The 18,867-nt window shown below is 74.9% G+C and carries 14 protein-coding genes and 1 pseudogene; 12 read left to right on the top strand and 3 right to left on the bottom strand.

All coding sequences use genetic code 11. The features are described 5' to 3' along the window. Nucleotides 1–31: 31 nt before the first annotated feature. The 10 genes and pseudogenes from ACFC2L_RS09450 (at nucleotide 32) to ACFC2L_RS09405 (ending at nucleotide 14,131) form a co-directional block, all read left to right on the top strand. Complete coding sequence (locus ACFC2L_RS09450; RefSeq protein ID WP_375824042.1) at nucleotides 32–1,459, top strand: thiamine pyrophosphate-dependent enzyme; 1,428 nt, start codon at nucleotides 32–34, stop codon at nucleotides 1,457–1,459. Further along, entirely contained in the window at nucleotides 1,456–2,532 is a 1,077-nt protein-coding gene (locus tag ACFC2L_RS09445; protein WP_375824041.1) for an alpha-ketoacid dehydrogenase subunit beta, read from the top strand. The genes ACFC2L_RS09450 and ACFC2L_RS09445 overlap by 4 nt, the downstream gene beginning before the upstream one ends. Beyond that, complete coding sequence (locus ACFC2L_RS09440) at nucleotides 2,529–4,265, top strand: dihydrolipoamide acetyltransferase family protein (protein ID WP_375824040.1); 1,737 nt, start codon at nucleotides 2,529–2,531, stop codon at nucleotides 4,263–4,265. Before ACFC2L_RS09445 ends, ACFC2L_RS09440 begins: the two co-directional genes overlap by 4 nt. After that, nucleotides 4,262–5,917, top strand: a complete 1,656-nt coding sequence (locus tag ACFC2L_RS09435) for a carboxyl transferase domain-containing protein (protein WP_375824038.1) — start codon at nucleotides 4,262–4,264, stop codon at nucleotides 5,915–5,917. The genes ACFC2L_RS09440 and ACFC2L_RS09435 overlap by 4 nt, the downstream gene beginning before the upstream one ends. A gap of 4 nt (nucleotides 5,918–5,921) precedes the next feature. Next, nucleotides 5,922–8,351: a biotin carboxylase N-terminal domain-containing protein gene (locus ACFC2L_RS09430; RefSeq protein ID WP_375824037.1), complete on the top strand. Its 2,430-nt coding sequence runs from the start codon at nucleotides 5,922–5,924 to the stop codon at nucleotides 8,349–8,351. Nucleotides 8,352–8,437: 86 nt separating this feature from the next. Then, nucleotides 8,438–9,607 (top strand): acyl-CoA dehydrogenase family protein, encoded by a 1,170-nt coding sequence (locus tag ACFC2L_RS09425; RefSeq protein WP_375824036.1) that lies wholly within the window; start codon nucleotides 8,438–8,440, stop codon nucleotides 9,605–9,607. Between the two features lie 129 nt (nucleotides 9,608–9,736). Continuing rightward, nucleotides 9,737–10,210 (top strand): annotated as a pseudogene (locus ACFC2L_RS09420) (MaoC family dehydratase); the annotation flags it as partial. 191 nt (nucleotides 10,211–10,401) lie between these two features. Beyond that, nucleotides 10,402–11,250, top strand: coding sequence for an HpcH/HpaI aldolase/citrate lyase family protein (locus ACFC2L_RS09415; protein ID WP_375824034.1), 849 nt, complete (start codon nucleotides 10,402–10,404; stop codon nucleotides 11,248–11,250). Between the two features lie 74 nt (nucleotides 11,251–11,324). Beyond that, nucleotides 11,325–13,481, top strand: a complete 2,157-nt coding sequence (locus ACFC2L_RS09410) for a tetratricopeptide repeat protein (RefSeq protein WP_375824033.1) — start codon at nucleotides 11,325–11,327, stop codon at nucleotides 13,479–13,481. 62 nt (nucleotides 13,482–13,543) lie between these two features. Then, entirely contained in the window at nucleotides 13,544–14,131 is a 588-nt protein-coding gene (locus tag ACFC2L_RS09405) for a hypothetical protein (protein ID WP_375824032.1), read from the top strand. A gap of 20 nt (nucleotides 14,132–14,151) precedes the next feature. On the opposite strand, the gene ACFC2L_RS09400 is transcribed toward ACFC2L_RS09405, so the two are convergent. After that, complete coding sequence (locus tag ACFC2L_RS09400; RefSeq protein ID WP_375824031.1) at nucleotides 14,152–14,637, bottom strand: MarR family winged helix-turn-helix transcriptional regulator; 486 nt, start codon at nucleotides 14,635–14,637, stop codon at nucleotides 14,152–14,154. 93 nt (nucleotides 14,638–14,730) lie between these two features. On the opposite strand from ACFC2L_RS09400, the gene ACFC2L_RS09395 reads away from it, so the two are divergent. Then, complete coding sequence (locus ACFC2L_RS09395) at nucleotides 14,731–15,183, top strand: nuclear transport factor 2 family protein (protein WP_375824030.1); 453 nt, start codon at nucleotides 14,731–14,733, stop codon at nucleotides 15,181–15,183. A gap of 68 nt (nucleotides 15,184–15,251) precedes the next feature. On the opposite strand, the gene pntB is transcribed toward ACFC2L_RS09395, so the two are convergent. Beyond that, the gene (pntB, locus tag ACFC2L_RS09390; RefSeq protein WP_375824029.1) at nucleotides 15,252–16,664 is read right to left on the bottom strand and encodes a Re/Si-specific NAD(P)(+) transhydrogenase subunit beta; all 1,413 of its coding nucleotides are present in this window, start codon (nucleotides 16,662–16,664) and stop codon (nucleotides 15,252–15,254) included. Continuing rightward, nucleotides 16,661–18,262, bottom strand: a complete 1,602-nt coding sequence (locus ACFC2L_RS09385) for a Re/Si-specific NAD(P)(+) transhydrogenase subunit alpha (protein ID WP_375824027.1) — start codon at nucleotides 18,260–18,262, stop codon at nucleotides 16,661–16,663. Before ACFC2L_RS09385 ends, pntB begins: the two co-directional genes overlap by 4 nt. A gap of 258 nt (nucleotides 18,263–18,520) precedes the next feature. Between ACFC2L_RS09385 and ACFC2L_RS09380 the strand changes: the two genes are divergently transcribed. Beyond that, complete coding sequence (locus ACFC2L_RS09380; RefSeq protein WP_375824024.1) at nucleotides 18,521–18,847, top strand: hypothetical protein; 327 nt, start codon at nucleotides 18,521–18,523, stop codon at nucleotides 18,845–18,847. Nucleotides 18,848–18,867 lie beyond the last annotated feature (20 nt).

Here is an 18,867-nt window from a genome sequence, read left to right as displayed (position 1 = left end):
AGGACCGGCTCCCCGAGGTGAGGTGGCGACGATGCCCAGCGAACCTGCGGTGCGGACCGGACCGACGGCGGCGACCCCGCCGAAGGCGCAGAACGGTCACCGGGCGGCAACCCCGCGCGACGCACGAGCAGACCGGAAGACCATGGCGCACGACGTGCGCCCGGACAAGCCCGCCGCCCGGCGCGCGGGTGCTCCGGGCAGGCCGCCCCGCGCCGGTGACGCTCCCCCCGACGCCGGGGGCACGCCGTCGGGCACGACCCCGACCCTGCGCTTGCTGACCGAGGACGGCACGCGGCTCCCGGACCCCGAGCTCGACCGGTGGCTCGCGGACCTCGACCCCGCGGCACCCGACGACGACGCGCGCGAGGCCGCCCGGACGACGCTCCTGCGGCTCTACGAGGACATGGTCGTCGCGCGGCGCATCGACGCCGAGGCGACGGCCCTCCAGCGCCAGGGCGAGCTCGCGCTCTGGCCCCCGCTCCTCGGGCAGGAGGCGGCCCAGGTCGGGTCGGCGCGCGCGCTGCGCGACGACGACTTCGTCTTCTCCTCGTACCGCGAGCACGCGGTCGCGCGGGTGCGCGGCGCCGAGCTCGTCGACCTCGTGCGCGTGTGGCGCGGCGTCGCGGTCTCCGGCTGGGACCCGTACGCGATCGGCATGGCGTCGCCGCAGGTCATCATCGGCGCGCAGACGCTCCACGCGACCGGCTGGGCGATGGGCGTCCAGAACGACGTCGACGCCGGCCGGATCGACCCCGCCGCCGGGCTCCCGGTGGGGGTCGCGTACCTCGGCGACGGCGCGATGAGCCAGGGCGACGTCAACGAGGCGTTCGTCTTCGCGTCCACGTACCGCTCGCCGGTCCTCTTCTTCTGCCAGAACAACCAGTGGGCGATCTCCGAGCCGGTCGCGCTGCAGTCGCGCGTGCCGCTCGCCGACCGCGCCCGCGGGTTCGGCATGCCCGGCGTGCGGGTGGACGGCAACGACGTCCTCGCCGTGCTCGCCGTGACGCGCGCCGCGCTCGACCGCGCGCGGAACGACGGCGGCCCGACGCTGGTCGAGGCCGTCACCTACCGCATGGGCCCGCACACCACGGCCGACGACCCGAAGCGGTACCGCGACGCCGCCGAGGTCGAGGAGTGGACCGGACGCGACCCGATCGCGCGGTTCGAGGCATACCTCCGGTCCGTCGGCGTGCTCGACGACGCGGGGGCGGCCCGGGTGCAGGGCGTCGCCGACGCGGCGGCCGCCGAGCTGCGCGCCGGGTGCGTCGCGCTCACCGACCCGCCGCCGCTGTCCCTCTTCGACCACGTCTACGCCGAGCCGCACCACGCGCTGGAGCGCGAGCGCGCGGAGTACGCGCACTACCTCGCGTCGTTCGACGACGGTGCGGCCGGGGACGACGGCGCGGGCGACCGGGCGGCGTCGGGCACGGGGACGGCCGCGGCGGGGGTGGCGCGATGAGCACCCTCACCGTGGCGAAGGCGCTCGGCGCGGGGCTGCGCCGCGCGATGACGGACGACGACCGCGTGGTCGTCATGGGCGAGGACGTCGGCCGGCTCGGCGGCGTCTACCGCGTGACCGACGGGCTCCAGGCGGAGTTCGGGCCGCGGCGCGTGCTCGACACCCCGCTCGCGGAGTCCGGGATCATCGGGACGGCGGTCGGGCTCGCGTACCGCGGCTACCGGCCGGTGTGCGAGATCCAGTTCGACGGCTTCGTGTTCGTCGCGTTCGACCAGATCCTGTCGCAGCTCGCCAAGATGCACGCACGCACCGGCGGGAAGGTGCGCCTGCCGATCACGATCCGCATCCCCGTCGGCGGCGGCATCGGCGCGGCCGAGCACCACTCCGAGTCGCCCGAGGCCCTGTTCGCGCACGTCGCGGGCCTCCGCGTGGTGTCGGTCGCGAACCCGCAGGACGCGTACACCGCGCTCCGCCAGGCCGTCGCGTGCGACGACCCGGTGATCTTCTTCGAGCCCAAGCGGCGCTACCACCTCAAGGGCGAGGTCGACCTCGACCCGGTCGACCCGCTCCCCATGGACCGGGCGCGCGTCGTGCGGGAGGGCCACGACGTCACGCTCGTCACGTGGGGCGGCCTCGTCGGGACCGCGCTCGACGCCGCCGTCGCCGCGTCCGACGACGGCGTGTCGGTCGAGGTGATCGACCTGCGCTCGCTCTCGCCGATCGACCACGACACCGTCGCGGCGTCGGTCCGGAAGACCGGGCGGGTCGTCGTGACGCACGAGGCGCCGCGGCAGGCCGGGGTCGGCGCGGAGATCGCCGCGACCGTGACCGACCGCTGCTTCGAGTACCTCGAGGCCGCGCCCGTCCGCGTCACCGGCCACGGCATGCCGTACCCGCCCGCCAAGCTCGAGGGCCACTACCTGCCCGACCTCGACCGCATCCTCGACGGCGTCGACCGCGTCCTGGGGCGGGTCGAGCCGTTCGCGCCGTCGTCGGTGCCCGACGCTGCGGCGCCGGTCGGGGCTCCCGGGTCGTCCGGCGCGACCCGCACCGTCGAGGCGGTGGCCCGATGATGACGATGCGCGAGTTCCGCCTCCCTGACCTCGGGGAAGGCCTCACCGAGTCCGACATCGTCAGCTGGCACGTCCACGCGGGCGACCACGTCGAGCTCAACCAGGTCATCGCCGAGGTCGAGACGGCCAAGGCCCTCGTCGACCTCCCGTCCCCGTACGCCGGCGTGGTCGCGTCCCTGCACGCGGAGGAGGGTCAGACCGTCACGGTCGGCGCCCCCTTGGTGACGTTCGAGATCGACGACGGCACCCCCGCCGCCCCGGCCCCGGACAGTGCCCCTCACCCGACACCCCAGGCTGCCGAACCCGGGGTCGCTCCTCAGACGGCTGCTCCCGTGAGGAGAGACCCCGGACTCGGCGAGCCGGGGGACGACGACGGGCCAGAGCCGAACCTCGTCGGGTACGGGGCCGCGCCGGAGCGTGCGGGCAGGCCTACGCGCCGCCGTCGGGCTCCCGCGGCTGCTGCCGGGCGCGGCGGGGGCCGGCCCGAGCCGGCCGAACCCGGGGTCGCTCCTCAGGCGGTCCCGATCGTGGGGACGGATCCCGGGCTCGGTGCGGGGGTCGACACCGGCGGGACGTCCGGCCGGGTCGGCGAGCGGCCGCGGTCGACACCGCCGGTGCGGGCGCTCGCGAAGAAGCTGGGCGTGCGGGTCGACCGCGTCGTGGGGACGGGTCGGGACGGCCTCATCACGCGGGAGGACGTCCTCGCGGCGGTGAGCTGCCACCGCGACGTCGTGCGGCAGCCGCGCGACGTGCACGGCACGCTCTCCGCGTCGACCGCGCCGGCCGCCCCGACCGCGATGCCCGCCACCCCGACGGCGCCCGCGGACGAGAGGGGAGTAATGGCCCCGCGAGGGCCCGATCGAGGGGCCACGTCTCCCGTCTCGGCGGCCGTCGGTGCCGACGCGCGGGCCGGGCTTGAGCCCGAGGTCGTGCCGGTGCGGGGGGTGCGCAAGCACACCGCGGCGGCGATGGTGGCGAGCGCGTTCACCGCGCCGCACGCGACGGTGTTCCTCACGGTCGACGTGACGCGCTGCGTCGAGCTCCTGGAACGCCTGCGCACCCACCGGCTCGCGCGCGGCGCGCGGATCACCGTGCTGGCGCTCGCGGCCCGCGCGCTGTGCCTCGCGCTGCCCCGCCACCCCGCGCTCAACAGCGCGTGGCACGACCTCCCGGACGGCACCGCGGAGATCGTGCGGCACCGCCGCGTGCACCTGGGCATCGCGGTCGCGACGGACCGGGGGCTGGTCGTGCCGCACGTCCCCGACGCGCAGGACCTCGACCTGCCCGACCTCGCCGCCGCGCTCACCGACCTCACGGTCACGGCGCGCGAGGGTCGCACGACGCCGGAGCGACTCACCGGCGGGACGGTCTCGATCACCAACGTCGGGGTGTTCGGCGTCGACGCGGGCACGCCCATCCTCGTGCCCGGCGAGGCGGCGATCCTCGGCCTGGGCGCGGTGCGGCGTCGGCCCTGGGAGCACGACGGCGCGGTCGCGCTGCGCGACGTCGTCACCCTGAGCCTGTCGTTCGACCATCGCGTGGTCGACGGCGAGCAGGGCGCGCGCTTCCTCGCCGACCTCGGAGCGCTGCTCGAGGACCCTGCCCTGGCCCTCCTGGCGAGCGGTCCGCCCCCCGGCGGTGGCGTGACACGCGGCCGAACCCGGGGTTCTGCGCCATCGAGCGCCGTCGGTGACCCGCAGCCCCGGGTTCGGCAGGGAGGGGTGACCGGATGACCGTGCTGACGAGCGGCGTCCAGCCCGGGTCGGAGACGGCCCGGGCGAACGACGCCGCGCAGCGGGCGCTCGCCGGCGAGCTGCGGGAGCGCACGTCGACCGTCGCGCGCGGGGGGCCGGCGTCGGCGCGCGACCGGCACGTCACGCGCGGCAAGCTGCTGCCGCGCGACCGCGTCGACCGCCTGCTCGACGAGGGCAGCCCGTTCCTCGAGATCGCGCCCCTCGCCGGGTACGGCGTGGACGACGGCGCGTGGCCGGCCGCGGGGGTCGTCGCCGGGATCGGGGTCGTCAGCGGGCGGCAGGTCATGGTCGTGTGCAACGACGCGACCGTGAAGGGCGGGACGTACCACCCGCTCACGGTGAAGAAGCACCTGCGGGCGCAGGAGATCGCGCTCGAGAACCGGCTCCCGTGCGTCTACCTCGTCGACTCGGGCGGCGCGTTCCTGCCCCGGCAGGCCGAGGTGTTCCCGGACCGCGACCACTTCGGCCGGATCTTCTACCACCAGGCGCGCCTCTCGGCGGCGGGGATCCCGCAGATCTCGGCGGTGCTCGGGTCGTGCACGGCGGGCGGCGCGTACGTGCCCGCGATGAGCGACGAGACGGTCATCGTGCGCGGGCAGGGCACGATCTTCCTCGGCGGCCCGCCGCTCGTGAAGGCCGCGATCGGAGAGGTCGTGACCGCGGAGGAGCTCGGCGGCGGTGAGCTGCACGCGCGCCGCAGCGGCGTCGTCGACCACCTCGCCGACGACGACGAGGACGCGCTCGACACCGTGCGCCGCATCGTCGCGACGCTCCCGCCCGACCCCGCACCCGCGTGGGACGTCGTGGCGAGCGTGCCGCCCGCCGTCGGGCACGACGACGCCCGCGCGCCCGGCCAGGAAACGACGAGCGAAGGCTTGTACAGTGCCGTCCCGACCGATGTACAAGCGCCGTACGACCCGCGCGAGATCATCGCGCGCCTGGTCGACGGGAGCCGGTTCGACGAGTTCAAGCGCGAGTACGGCGACACGCTCGTCACCGGGTTCGCGCGGATCCACGGGCACCCGGTGGGCATCCTCGCGAACCAGGGCGTGCTGTTCGGTGCGTCGGCGCTCAAGGGGGCGCACTTCGTCGAGCTGTGCGACCAGCGCGGCATCCCCCTGCTGTTCCTGCAGAACATCTCCGGGTTCATGGTCGGCACCGACGCCGAGGCGGGCGGCATCGCGAAGGACGGCGCCAAGATGGTCACGGCCGTCGCGACGACGCGCGTCCCGAAGCTCACCGTGATCGTCGGCGGGTCGTTCGGCGCGGGGAACTACTCGATGTGCGGGCGCGCGTACTCGCCGCGCTTCCTGTGGTCGTGGCCCGCGAGCCGCATCTCCGTCATGGGCGGCCCGCAGGCCGCGTCCGTGCTGTCGACCGTCAAGCGCGACCAGCTCGCCGCGCGCGGCGAGACGTGGGACCCCGACGAGGAGGCCGCGTTCTCCGCCGGCATCCGCGCCGACTACGACGAGCACGGCAGCCCCTACTACGCGACCGCGCGCCTGTGGGACGACGGCGTGATCGACCCCGCCGACACGCGCCGCGTGCTCGGCCTCGCCCTCGGCGTGTGCGCGCGCACGCCCCTCGCCGAGACCTGGACCGGTGACCGGTTCGGTCTCTTCCGGATGTGAGCCGATGACCTCCGACACCCCCCACGAGGCGCCCGCCCGGCCGGCGGACCCGCTGTCCGCGCGCCCGGCGTACCGGCCCACGGACCACCCTGGCGGCGGTCCCGGGTTCCGCACGGTCCTCGTCGCGAACCGCGGCGAGATCGCGTGCCGCGTCATCGGGACGCTCCGGCGCCTCGGCGTGCGGTCGGTCGCCGTCTTCTCCGACGCCGACGTCGACGCGCGCCACGTGCGCGAGGCCGACGTCGCGGTCCGGCTCGGCCGCGCACCCGCCGCCCAGAGCTACCTGGACGTCGACGCCGTGGTCGCGGCGGCGGTCGGGACCGGCGCCGAGGCGGTCCACCCCGGCTACGGGTTCCTGTCCGAGAACCCGGCGCTCGCCCGCGCGTGCGAGCGCGCCGGCATCGCGTTCGTCGGGCCGGGGGTCGACGCGCTGGAGGCGATGGCGGACAAGCTCGCCGCCAAGCGCATCGTCGCCCACCGGGGCGTGCCGGTCGTGCCCGGTGCGGGCGAGCCCGGGATGCCCGACGACGACCTGCTGGCCGCCGCGCGCGGCGTCGGGTTCCCGCTGCTCGTCAAGCCGTCCGCCGGAGGTGGCGGAAAGGGCATGGTCGTCGTGCGGACCGCCGAGGACCTGCCGGGCGCGCTCGCGTCCGCGCGTCGCGTCGCCGCGTCGTCGTTCGGCGACGACACGCTGCTGCTCGAACGGCTCGTCGAGGCACCGCGCCACATCGAGGTGCAGGTGCTCGCCGACACCCACGGGACCGTGATCCACCTCGGCGAGCGCGAGTGCTCGCTCCAGCGCCGCCACCAGAAGGTCGTCGAGGAAGCGCCGTCGCCGCTCCTCACTCCCACGCAGCGTGCCCGGATGGGTGAGGCCGCGTGCGAGGTCGCGCGGTCCGTCGGGTACGTCGGCGCCGGGACGGTCGAGTTCCTCGTCCCGGCCGCGGACCCCGACGCGTTCTTCTTCATCGAGATGAACACGCGCCTGCAGGTCGAGCACCCCGTCACCGAGATGGTCACCGGCCTCGACCTCGTCGAGCTCCAGCTCCGCGTCGCGGCCGGCGCGCCGCTCGGGGTCGCCCAGGACGACGTCGTGCTGCGCGGCCACGCCGTCGAGGCGCGCCTCTACGCCGAGTCGCCCGAGCGCGGGTTCCTCCCCGCGACCGGCTCGGTCCTGGTCTACGACGACGACGGCGTCCCCGCCGGGCCCGGCGCCTCGCCGCTGCGCCTCGACTCCGGGATCTCCGCCGGTGCGGTCGTCGGGGGTCACTACGACCCGATGCTCGCGAAGGCCGTCGCATGGGGCGAGTCCCGCGACGAGGCCGTCGACCGGCTCGACGGGCTGCTCGCGCGGACGGTCGTGCTGGGGGTCGAGACGAACACGGCGTTCCTGCGGTCTCTGCTGGCGGACGGTGACGTACGGGCGGGACGGCTCGACACCGGGCTGATCGACCGGCTCGTGTCTTCCGGTTCGTCGTCGGGGTCTGTGGTCGGGTCCGGCGAGGGGTCGGGGGGTGCGCACATCCCCCGTCCCCTCGCCTCGGAGGTTGGCTCGCCCGTCGAGCACGACGGAGCGCACGCCCCCCGGGCCCTCACCCCGGAGGTCGGCTCGTCGTCCGACGGCGTCGCGTGGGTCGATCTCGTGGCCGCGGCGCTGTTCGCGACAACCACGCGCCGTGCCGAATCCGGAGTTGACGACAGGTTCCCTGACGATGTGCGCGACAACCCCGGGTTCGGCGGGGCGGCGGGGACGGGCGACGACGATCCGTGGCGGGTCAGGGACGGGTGGCGGCTCAACGCGGCCGCCGCTCCGCGGTTGGTCGTGCTGGTCGATGGCGCCGGGGGTGGGCACGAGGTGCGGGTCTCCGGGTCGGCGGGGGACGCCGTCGTGCAGTGTCCGCCGACGCGCGACATCGCCGACGGGTGGGGGCCCGGCGCCGTGCGACCGCGTGAGGTGCGGGCGTCGATCGAGCGCGACGCTGGGGGCGACGGCGCGTGGTGGCTCACCGTGGACGGGGTGCGGGAGCGGGTGCGGCTCGCGCTCGACGTGCCGTCCGCCGGCGGCGAGCCCGTGACGGTCTGGCTGTGGCGCGACGGGCGGACCGTCGCCCTGGCCGCCCCGAGCCGGGAGCAGCGCGCCGCGCGGGCGCGGGACGAGCGCCGTCGGGCCCGGGGCGACGCGCCCGGCGCGACGGACCCCGAGGTCCGCGCCGCGATGCCGGGCACGGTCGTGACGGCTGCCACCGACGGCGAGCCGGTCGCCGCCGGGGCCGTCCTCGTCACGGTCGAGGCCATGAAGATGGAGCACCCGCTGCTCGCCCCGCACGGCGGCGTCGCCGACGTGCGCGTGCGCCCCGGCGACCTCGTGCGCCGGGACCAGGTGGTCGCCGTCGTCCACCCCGCACCCGACCCCGAACCCGCACCACCGAGATAGCGACCAGCCGCCGAGATAGCGGTCGCCGGTCGCTACCTCGACCGGACGTCGCTATCTCGGCACCACTCCGACACCCAGGGAGCATCATGATCGACACCCTGCTCGACGACGAGCAGACCAAGCTCAGCCAGGTGGTGCGCGACTTCGCGGACAGCGTCGTCGCGCCCGCCGCCTACCGGTACGACACCGAGCGCCGCCTGCCGATGGAGATCATCGCGCAGATGGGGGAGCTGGGGCTGTTCGGGCTCCCGTTCCCGCGCGAGATCGGTGGCCAGGGCAAGGACTACGTGTCGTTGTGCCTCGCCGTGGAGGCGCTCGCGCGCGTCGACCAGTCCATCGCGGTGACGCTCGAGGCCGGCGTCGGGCTGGGGATCGTGCCGATCTTCCGGCACGGGTCGCGCGAGCAGCAGGAGCGCTGGCTGCCCGACCTCCTCACCGGACGGGCGCTCGCGGCGTTCGGGCTCACGGAGGCCGACGCCGGCTCCGACGCGGGCGGTACCCGCACGACCGCACGGCTCGACGGCGACGAGTGGGTGATCGACGGCTCCAAGCAGTTCATCACCAACTCGGGGGCGCCGATCACGAGCCTCGTGACCATCACGGCGGTGACGGGCGAGCACGTCAGCCAGGACGGCGAGGTGCGCAAGGAGCTGTCGAGCATCATCGTGCCGGCGGGGACGCCCGGGCTGGAGGTAGGGCCGTCGTACGACAAGGTCGGGTGGCACACGTCGGACACGCACCCCCTCACGCTCACCGACGTCCGGGTCCCGGAGGGCAACCTCCTCGGTGAGCGCGGCCGGGGGTACGCGAACTTCCTGCGCGCGCTCGACGAGGGGCGCATCGCGTTCGCCGCGCTGGCGACCGGCGCCGCGCAGGGCTGCCTCGAGGAGGCGCTGCGGTACGCGAAGGAGCGGGTCGTGTTCGGGCGGTCGATCGGGGAGAACCAGCACGTCGCGTTCACGCTCGCGCGCATGCAGGCTCGTGTCCACACGGCCCGGCTCGCGTGGCTCGACGCCGCCCACAAGCTCGTCGCGGGCAAGCCGTTCAAGGCGGAGGCGTCGGTCGCGAAGCTCGTGGGCGGCGAGGCGGCGATGGCGAACGCGCGCGACGCGTCGCAGATCTTCGGCGGCTACGGCTTCCTCAACGAGAACCCGGTCGCGCGCCACTACCGCGACGCGAAGGTCCTGGAGGTCGGCGAGGGCACCACCGAGGTGCAGCTGATGGTCATCGCGAGGAGCCTGGGACTGGACGGCTAGGCCACGACCGACGCCGAGCACGACATGAAGGACGTTATCCGCCTCTTTCCGTCCTTCATGTCGTGCTCGGCGGTGGGTGAGGTCGTTCTCGGCGGACGTCGCCGAGGCCGAGGTGAGGAGGGAGCAGTGATGCGCGAGGTGGTCCAGCGGGGTCTGTACTACGACGAGCTCGAGACGGGCGTGGTGTACCGCCACCGGCCCGGCCGCACGCTCACGGAGGCGGACGACGTCGTCTTCTCCACGCTCACGATGAACCACCAGGCGTTGCACCTCGACGCCGCGTGGGCCGCGACGCAGCCGTTCGGGCAGCGGCTCGTCAACTCGATGATGACGCTGTCCACGCTCGTGGGGCTGTCGGTCGGGCAGGTCACGCAGGGCACGATCGTCGCGAACCTCGGGTTCCGCGAGGTCGAGTTCCCGAAGCCGCTGTTCCACGGCGACACGCTCTACGCGGAGACGGAGGTCGTCGAGAAGCGGCTGTCGGCGTCGCGCCCGGGCCAGGGCGTCGTCACGCTGGAGCACCGCGGTCTCAACCAGGACGGCGTCCTCGTCGCGCGCGCCGTCCGCACCGCGCTCTTCTGGACCCGCGCCGCCCACGAGGCGGCATCCGCAGCGGTGCCCGACGGCGTCCGGTCGCCCGGGGCGTCCGCCGCACCCGGGGCCGGGCACCCCGGTGCTGCCGAACCCGGGATCGCTCCCCAGCCCGGCGCCCGCGTGGGGAGGGATCCAGGGCTCGGCGGCGAGAGCGGGTCTCACGAGCCCGTTCTCGAGCGCGGCGACGAGGAGAGCGCGTGGTGAGCGACGGGTTCCGGCTCGGGCCGGCGCTGCTGTTCTGCCCCGGCGACCGGCCGGACCGGTTCGGCAAGGCCGCCGACCGCGCCGACGCCGTCATCCTCGACCTGGAGGACGCCGTCGCCGCAGCCTCGAAGGACGCCGCCCGTCGCGCGGTCGTCGAGGCGTCCGCGACGCTGGACCCGGCGCGGACGGTCGTGCGGGTCAACGCGGTGGGGACGCCCGAGCACGCGCTCGACGTCGCGGCGCTCGCGGACACGCGGCTGCGCACGGTCATGGTCGCCAAGGCCGGGCCGGAGCTGCTGGGGTCGCTCGGCGCGCTCGCGAGCACCCTCCCGGGCGTCCGGGTCCTCGCGCTGTGCGAGACGGCGGCGGGCGTCCTCGCGGCGCCGGAGCTCGCCCGGCGGCCCGAGGTCGTCGCGCTCATGTGGGGTGCGGAGGACCTCGTCGCGTCGCTCGGCGGGACGTCGAGCCGGCGCCCGGACGGGTCGTACCGCGGCGTCGCGCGGCACGCGCGGTCCGCGGTGCTCCTCGCCGCCGGTGCCGCGGGCAAGGCCGCGGTCGACGCCGTGCACGTCGACGTCGGCGACCTCGACGGGCTGCGGGCCGAGGCCGAGGACGCCGCCGCGTCGGGGTTCGCCGCGACCGCGTGCATCCACCCGAGCCACGTCCCCGTGATCCGCGCGGCCTACGCCCCGACGCCCGACGAGGTGGCCGCGGCGCGGGCGCTGCTCGACGCGGCGGCCGCCAACCCCGGCGGACCGGACGCGGTCTTCACGTTCGACGGCCGCATGGTCGACGGCCCCGTGCTGCGCCACGCGGAGGCGGTGCTGCGCCGGGCGGGTGCCTGACCGGTCGTCCGATGGGGACCGGTCCCCATGCCGGGGCGGTGCGGTGCGTCGGCGGCCGCGCATACCCTCTCCCCGTGACCGACGCGAACGCCCCGGACCCGCAGAACCAGCACTGGACCGAGGGCTTCCCGCACCTCGCCGACCGGGCCGCGACCCTGCTCGGCGTCGACGTCGCGACGGTCGCGCGCCACAACAAGGTGGTCCCGGGCGGCTTCCACGTGTGGACCCCGGGCCGCGGCGGCGCGCAGGCGATCGTCGGGTTCGACGGGTCGGCCTACGTGCGGGAGTCGTGCTTCACGCAGGCCCAGCTGGTGGAGGCGTTCCACGCCGGTCACCGCAACGACGCGAACGCCGCGACCCTCCCGGTGAACCACGCGGCGTCGGCGGTGGCCTCGATGGTCGGCATCCTGCGCGGCGAGCCGGCGCAGCCCGCGACCCCCACCGGCCCGAGCGAGGCCGAGCTCGCCGAGCTCGTCGGCGGCGCGTTCGAGCAGACGACGCCGGACGAGATCGCCGCGCGGCTGCGTGCCCGCGGCAAGGGCGCGTTCGTCGTCGTGGGCGTGGACCGCGCGCACGGGCCGGGCCACTGGTACGTCGCGTACTTCGACGGCGAGCACGTGCTCGCGCTCGACCCGATCGCCAACGGCCGCACCGCCTGGCCGCCGCCCGCGGCGGACGCGGTGCGCTGGTGGGCGGACGGGACACCGACGACGGCGCCCGCGCGGGTCGTGCTCGACGTCCGGTCGGCCACGGGTCGCCGCGTGTGGACGCAGACGACGCCGTTCCTCGCCCCGACGGCGCAGTCGTTCCTGGACTGGGTCGCGACCCTGCCCGCGGAGAAGGTCGTGAAGGGCTACCAGGTCTGGCACGGCTTCTGGTGGGTCGTGCTCTCGGAGTCGGGCGACGACCTGCGCGTCGCCGTCACGGACCTCACGAAGGACGGGATCTCGACGCTCACGTGGGACGTCGACCCGATGCTCGACACCTACCGGCAGCAGCGCGAGATGGTCGCCTTCTGCAAGGTCGGCTCGAAGAGCACGCGCTTCACGGAGACCGTGCTCGTCTACAACGACGTGTACGACGCTCCGGAGATGTTCGTCGAGCGAACCCGGCCGGTGGGCGACGGCGCGTCGGGGTGGGTCGTGAAGTCGATCGCGGCGCAGCCGCGCGGCGGGCTCCTCCCCGTGCCCGCGCACGAGCTGTACCGCCGGGCGCCGCACCTCGTGCGCTACCTCTCGCTCCCCGAGGGCTTCCGGGCGGTGTGGGCGAAGGACCGGACGAACCAGATCTGGAACCCGGACGGCGAGCTCGTCTGGGACGCCGACGCGCGGGACGCGGCGAAGGCGGCGGAGGCGGGTGACGCGTCGGCGAGCGCGACCGCGGAGGGGGCTCCGACGTCGGGCACGCCGCGCCCGCGCGGCAGCGTCGCCTACGAGGCGGCGCGCGACGTGCTCGACGACCGCGCCGTGAGCCGGGAGCGGGCCCTGGCCGCGGCGCACGGGCTGCGCGACGCGTTCGTCCGCAACGAGCACGTGATCGGCCTGCTGCCGGGCGACGCGGAGCAGGTGCTCGTCGACACGTACCGCAGGGCCGACGCGGGCGGGGCGGACGCGGTGTCGCGCGAGGCGGCGACGTCGTGGGTGCGCGAGGCGTACTTCCGCCGGCTGCCGCTCGCCGCGGAGGCCGCCGAGCGGGTCGACCGGCTCGCGGAGGACGACCCCGACGGCGGGGCGCACGTGCTGCGCGGGTGGATGCGCTACAACGGCTACGGGTTCGCGCAGGACGCCGGGGCGGCCGTCGCGGACCACGAGGAGGCGGCGCGGCGGGGGAACGCCGACGCGCTGTTCGAGCTGTCCGTCCTCACCGCGACCGGCCAGGGCACGCCGGTGGACGAGGTGCGCTCGCGTGCGTTCCTCGAGCAGGCCGCCGACGCGGGCCACCCCCGCGCGCTCTACAACCTCGCGGCGGAGCACGCGACGGGCCGGGGTCGCCCGCGCGACTCCGCGCGCGCCCTGGAGCTCTACCTCGCGGCGGGCGACCGGGGCAACGGTCGTGCGGCGTTCACCGCGGGCGTCATGATGCTCACCGGGGACGGTTCGCTGCCCGACCCGGCCCGTGCCGGCCGGGCGTTCGCGCTCGCCGAGGATCTCGGGTTCGACGTGCGCGACGCCGCAGCGCAGTTCCCTCCGCGGCTCGCCGAGCAGGTGCTCGGGGCGCTCGCGGAGGCCTGACCGGACAAAAGACCCGTCTGGGCCGTTCCGCTTGCGGGCCCGGGCAACGTATGGTCACTCGCGTGAACGTCTACGTCGTCCTGTCCCGCAGCCGTACGGTCCTGTCCCGGACCATCGCGCTGGCGACGCGCGACGAGTTCACGCACTCCTCCCTCGCGCTCGACCCGGGGCTCGACCTCATGTTCAGCTTCGGGCGCCGTCGGGCCGGGAACCCGTTCGTCGGGTGCTTCCGGCGCGAGCGGTTCGACGACGGTCTGTACCGCGGCATGGACGTCGTGCCCGGGGTCGTGCTCGAGGTCCCCGTGACGCCCGAGCAGCACGAGGCGATCCGCGTGCGGATCACCGAGTTCCTGCTGGACTCGCACGCGTTCTCCTACAACGTGCGCGGTCTCGTCGGAGCCCGCTTCGGCCGCGGTCACGAGGCCGAAGACCGGTTCTTCTGCTCCGAGTTCGTCTACCACGTGCTGCACGGCGCCGGGGTGTGCGACCTCGGCGTCGAGCGGTGGCAGGTGCGTCCGCAGACGCTGCTCGACCTGCCGGGCCGCGTCGTCTACCGGGGCGACCTCAAGGACTACGTCGCGGCCCACGGGACGCTCGCGACGCTCCCGTCCCTGACGTTCAGCCACGCACGCGAGCGCGTGCTCGGCTGAGCACTGACGCTCCGGGGCCCTCAAGCGCTGTCGGCCCCGGCCGCGAGGTGGGCGTTGACCCGCTCCAGGAGCCGGAAGAGCTCCGTGCGGTCGTCGGGGGAGAGCGGCGCCATGACCTGGTCGTTGACCTCCTCGAGGATCGCGTCGAGCTCGTCGAGGCGTCGCTCGCCCGCGGGGGTGATCGACACGACGTTGCGGCGCTTGTCGGTGGCGTCCGGTGCGCGGCGGACCCAGCCCCCGTCGGTGAGCTCGTTGAGCACGGAGACCAGGTCGCTGCGGTAGACCCGCGTGCGGTCCGACAGGGTCGACTGGCTGGCGGGGCCGAGCTCCGCGAGCGCGGCGAGCACGACGAAGTGGTCCTTGTGCGCACCGACGGCCCGCAGGGCGTCGCCGGCGACGCGTCGGGTCTGCGCCGCGGTCATGCCCACGAGGCGGGAGAGCTGTCCGCGGAGCCGCGCCGGTGTCTCGTCGCCACGGTCGAAGCGGAGGTCGTCCTCGGTGTCCACGTCTCGATCGTACCCCTTGTGTTAGTCGAACTAACGATCTAGATTTCGTGAGACGAGCAAACGTTAGTTGCTCTCACGATCCAAGGAGGAGACATGACCACGACCGAGCGCATGACCACGACCGAGTCCCTCGTCCGGGAGCTGGCCGACCGTGCCGAGCTGGCCGACCTCGTCGCCCGCCACAGCCTGTGGATCGACGAGCGCCGGTACGACGAGACCGACCGGCTCTTCACCGACGACGTCGTCGTCAGCTCGCTGCGCGGCGAGGCGCGGGGCTTCGACGCGCTCGTCGCGCTCGTCCGACGCGGCCACGACGGCTACGTCCGCACCCTGCACCACAAGGGGAACCTCGTCGTCGAGATCGACGGCGACTCCGCGACGGTGCGCGCGCACGACCTCGCCGTGTTCGTCCTCGACGACGCGACCGAGTCGATCGCCGCCTCGGTCCACCGCTACGGCGCGCGACGCACCGAGGACGGTTGGCGCCTCGATCGCCTCGAGGTCACACCCGTCGCGCTGACGGGTGCGCTCGAGCGGGTGCTCTAGGCAGCCGGGGCGCCCGGAGCGCGACGCGAGCGCGCAGCACGGGCCCCGGGGTCGAGGGCGTCGGCCGGTCAGCCGACGCGCAGCGCCGCCACGATGTCCTCGACCCGCTGCTTCGCGTCGCCGAAGAGCATCCCCGTGTTCTCGCGGAAGAACAGCGGGTTCTGCACCCCGGCGTAGCCGGCCGCCATCGAGCGCTTGAAGACGACGACCTGACCGGCCTCCCACACGTGCAGCACCGGCATGCCCGCGATGGGGGAGCCGGGGTCGTCGAGCGCGGCGGGGTTCACGGTGTCGTTGGCGCCGATAACGAGCACGACGTCCGTGTCCGCCAGGTCGTCGTTGATCTCGTCCATCTCCAGCACGATGTCGTACGGGACGCGCGCCTCGGCGAGCAGGACGTTCATGTGCCCGGGCAGGCGACCCGCGACCGGGTGCACCCCGAACCGGACCTCGGCACCGCCGTCGCGCAGGAGCTCGACGAGCTCCGCGACGGGGTACTGGGCCTTGGCGACAGCCATGCCGTAGCCCGGCGTGATGACGACGCTGCGGGCGTCGCGCAGGAGGGCCGCGACCTCGTCGGCGCTCACCTCGCGGTGCTCGCCCTGCGGGCCGTCGCCGCCCCCGGCGGGCGCGGCGCCCTCCTCGGCCCCGAACCCGCCGAGGATGACGGACACGAACGACCGGTTCATGGCCTGGCACATGATGTAGCTGAGGATCGCACCGGAGGACCCGACGAGCGCTCCGGTGACGATGAGCAGGTCGTTGCCGAGCATGAAGCCCGCCGCGGCGGCGGCCCAGCCGGAGTACGAGTTGAGCATCGACACGACGACGGGCATGTCGCCGCCGCCGATCGACGCGACGAGGTGCCAACCGAGCGCGAGCGACACGACCGTGAGCAGGAGCAGGGGCCAGATCGACGGCGCGACGACGAACCACACCACGAGCCCGAGGCTCACGACGAGCGCCGCGAGGTTGAGCAGGTTGCGGCCCGGGAGCTGGAGCGGGGCCGATCGCGTGCGCCCGGACAGCTTGAGGAACGCGACGACGGATCCGGTGAACGTCACCGCGCCCACGAGCACGCCGAGGGAGACCTCGACGAGGTGGGCGACGTCGTCGGCCCCGGCGGCGTGGGCCGTGAGAAAGGAGTTGAAGCCCACGAGCACGGCCGCGGCCCCGACGAAGCTGTGCAGGATCGCGATGAGCTCCGGCATCTGCGTCATCTCGACGCGGCGCGCGCGCCACGTCCCGACCGCCGCGCCCACGAGGAGCACGAGCGCGATGAGCAGCGCGGTGACGAGCACGGGCCGGGCGCTCGTGCCGAGCGCGAGCACGATCGTCGCGGCCAGCGCGAGGACCATGCCGACCATGCCGAGCACGTTGCCGCGGCGTGCGGACTCCTGCTTCGACAGCCCCGCGAGGCTGAGGACGAACAGGACGGCGGCGAGGACGTAGACCGCCTGGGCGACGGACGTCGCGGTCATCGGGCCACCCCCTGCGCGCGCGCCGGGACGTCCTTGCGGAACATCCGGAGCATCCGGTTCGCCACGAGGAAGCCACCGAAGATGTTGATGCTCGCGACGGTCGCGGCGAGCAGCGCGAGCGTCGTCACGACCCAGTCGTCGGACCCGATCTGCAGGAGCGCGCCGACGAGGATGATGCCGGAGATCGCGTTGGTCTGGGCCATGAGCGGCGTGTGCAGCGAGTGCGTGACGTTCGAGATCACGTAGTACCCGACGATCACCGCGAGCGTGAACACCGTGACGTGCCCGACGAGCGACGGCGGCGCGAACGACAGCGCGAGTGTCACGAGCACCGCGGCGAGCGCGGCGCCCACGGTCCGGCGACGGCGGCGCAGGCTCGCGGCCGACGCCGCCTCCGCGGCGGCCCGCTCGCGCGCGGCGGCCTCCAGCGCGGGGTCGGGTGGTGGCGCGGTCGACCCCGGGGCCGGGGTCGCGCTCACCGCGACGGGCGGCGGCGGCCACAGCACCTCGCCGTCGCGCGCGACGGTCATGCCGCGCTGCACGGGGTCGTCGAGGTCGAGCGCGAGCGTGCCGTCCTTGCCCGGCGTGAGCAGCTCCAGCAGGTGCACGACGTTCGTCCCGAGGAGCTGCGACGTGTGCTGGGGCAGACGCCCGGCGAGGTCGGTCCAGCCGACGACCACGACACCGTTCTCCGTCACGACGCGCTCGCCCGGCACCGTGAGCGCGCAGTTCCCGCCGCCCGAGGCCGCGAGGTCGACGACGACGCTCCCGGGTCGCATCCCGGCGACCGCCTCGGCCGTGAGGGTCCGCGGGGCACGGCCGCGCACGAGCGCCGTCGTGATGACGACGTCGGCCTCGGCGGCCTCGCGCGCGTACACCGCGAGGGCCGCCGCCTCCTGCTCGGGCGTGAGCGGCTTCGCGTAGCCGTCGGCCGACATGCCCTGCTGCGCGGCAGGCTCGCGCACGGCGGTGCCGCCCATGGACTCGATCTGCTCGGCCGCCTCGGAGCGCACGTCGAACGCGCGCACCTGCGCGCCCAGGCTCGCCGCCGCGCCGACCGCGGCGAGGCCCGCGACCCCGCCGCCGATGACGAAGACCTTCGCGGGCGGCGTCTTGCCCGCGGCCGTGACCTGCCCGGCGAACATGCCGCCGTACTCGCCCGCCGCCTCGACGACCGCGCGGTACCCCGCGACGTTGGACAGCGTGCTGAGCACGTCGAGGGCCTGCGCGCGCGAGATGCGGGGCACGGCGTCGAGCGCGAGCGCGGTGACGCCGCGGGTGGCGAGGCGCTGCACGAGGTCGGGGCCGTTCGCGGGGCCGAGCATCGCGACGAGCGTCGCGCCCGGGCGCAGGAGGGCGACCTGCGCGTCGGTGGGCGCGTTCACCGCCGTGACGACGTCGGCGCCCCACGCGGTCGCGGCGTCCACCACGCCCGCCCCGGCCGACTCGTACGCGGCGTCGGAGAACGTGGCCCCCGCACCGGCGTCGTGCTCGACGACCACCTCGTACCCGAGCGCCCGCAGGCGCTTGACCGTGCGCGGAGTCGCGGCGACGAGCCGCTCCCCGTCCCTCACCTCGCGGGGGACACCGATCCTCACGTGCGGGCTCCTCACCTCGTCGAGCGTCGTGGGCGCCCGCGCGACCGGAGACGACGGCGGGTGCGCGGTGAGCCTATCGGGGGCCGCCGTCGTCGTCCCGGGTCCAACGTCCCCGGGCGGGCGCGCCTCGACCCGGCCGGCGCGCGTCGCGACCGTGGAGGGGACCGGCGGGGAGTTCTCACCATCGCGCGAGGTGGCGTCCCGGGCGCCGGGTCCGCGAGGATCGGGGCGCCATCCGCACCGACCTCAGGGGGAACCATGCGCCGCACCACCGTCCGTACCGCCGTCCTCGCGCCCGCCGTCGCGCTGTGCGCCGTCGCGCTCGCCGCGTGCTCGGTCAACGCGAACCTCACCGTGCCGGCCTCGAAGATCGCGCAGGACGCCGAGGGCGCGCTGGCCGAGATCGGCGAGGCGGACGTCGACTGCGGCGAGGAGAACGTCGACCTCGTGGACGGCGAGGTCGTCGAGTGCGAGCTCACCGACCCGGCGTCCGGGAACGTCTACGACACGACCGTCACGCTGTCCGACGTCGACGGGACGAAGTACCACGTCGACGTCAAGGTCGCCGACGCCCCGCAGGGCTGACGACGGCGGACCGACGGTCG

The sequence above is a fragment of the Cellulosimicrobium sp. NPDC055967 genome (genome assembly GCF_042269845.1).
GTDB lineage: Bacteria > Actinomycetota > Actinomycetes > Actinomycetales > Cellulomonadaceae > Cellulosimicrobium.
Note: the sequence above shows the minus strand (reverse complement) of the source record. Positions and strands in the feature narration are given on the sequence as shown.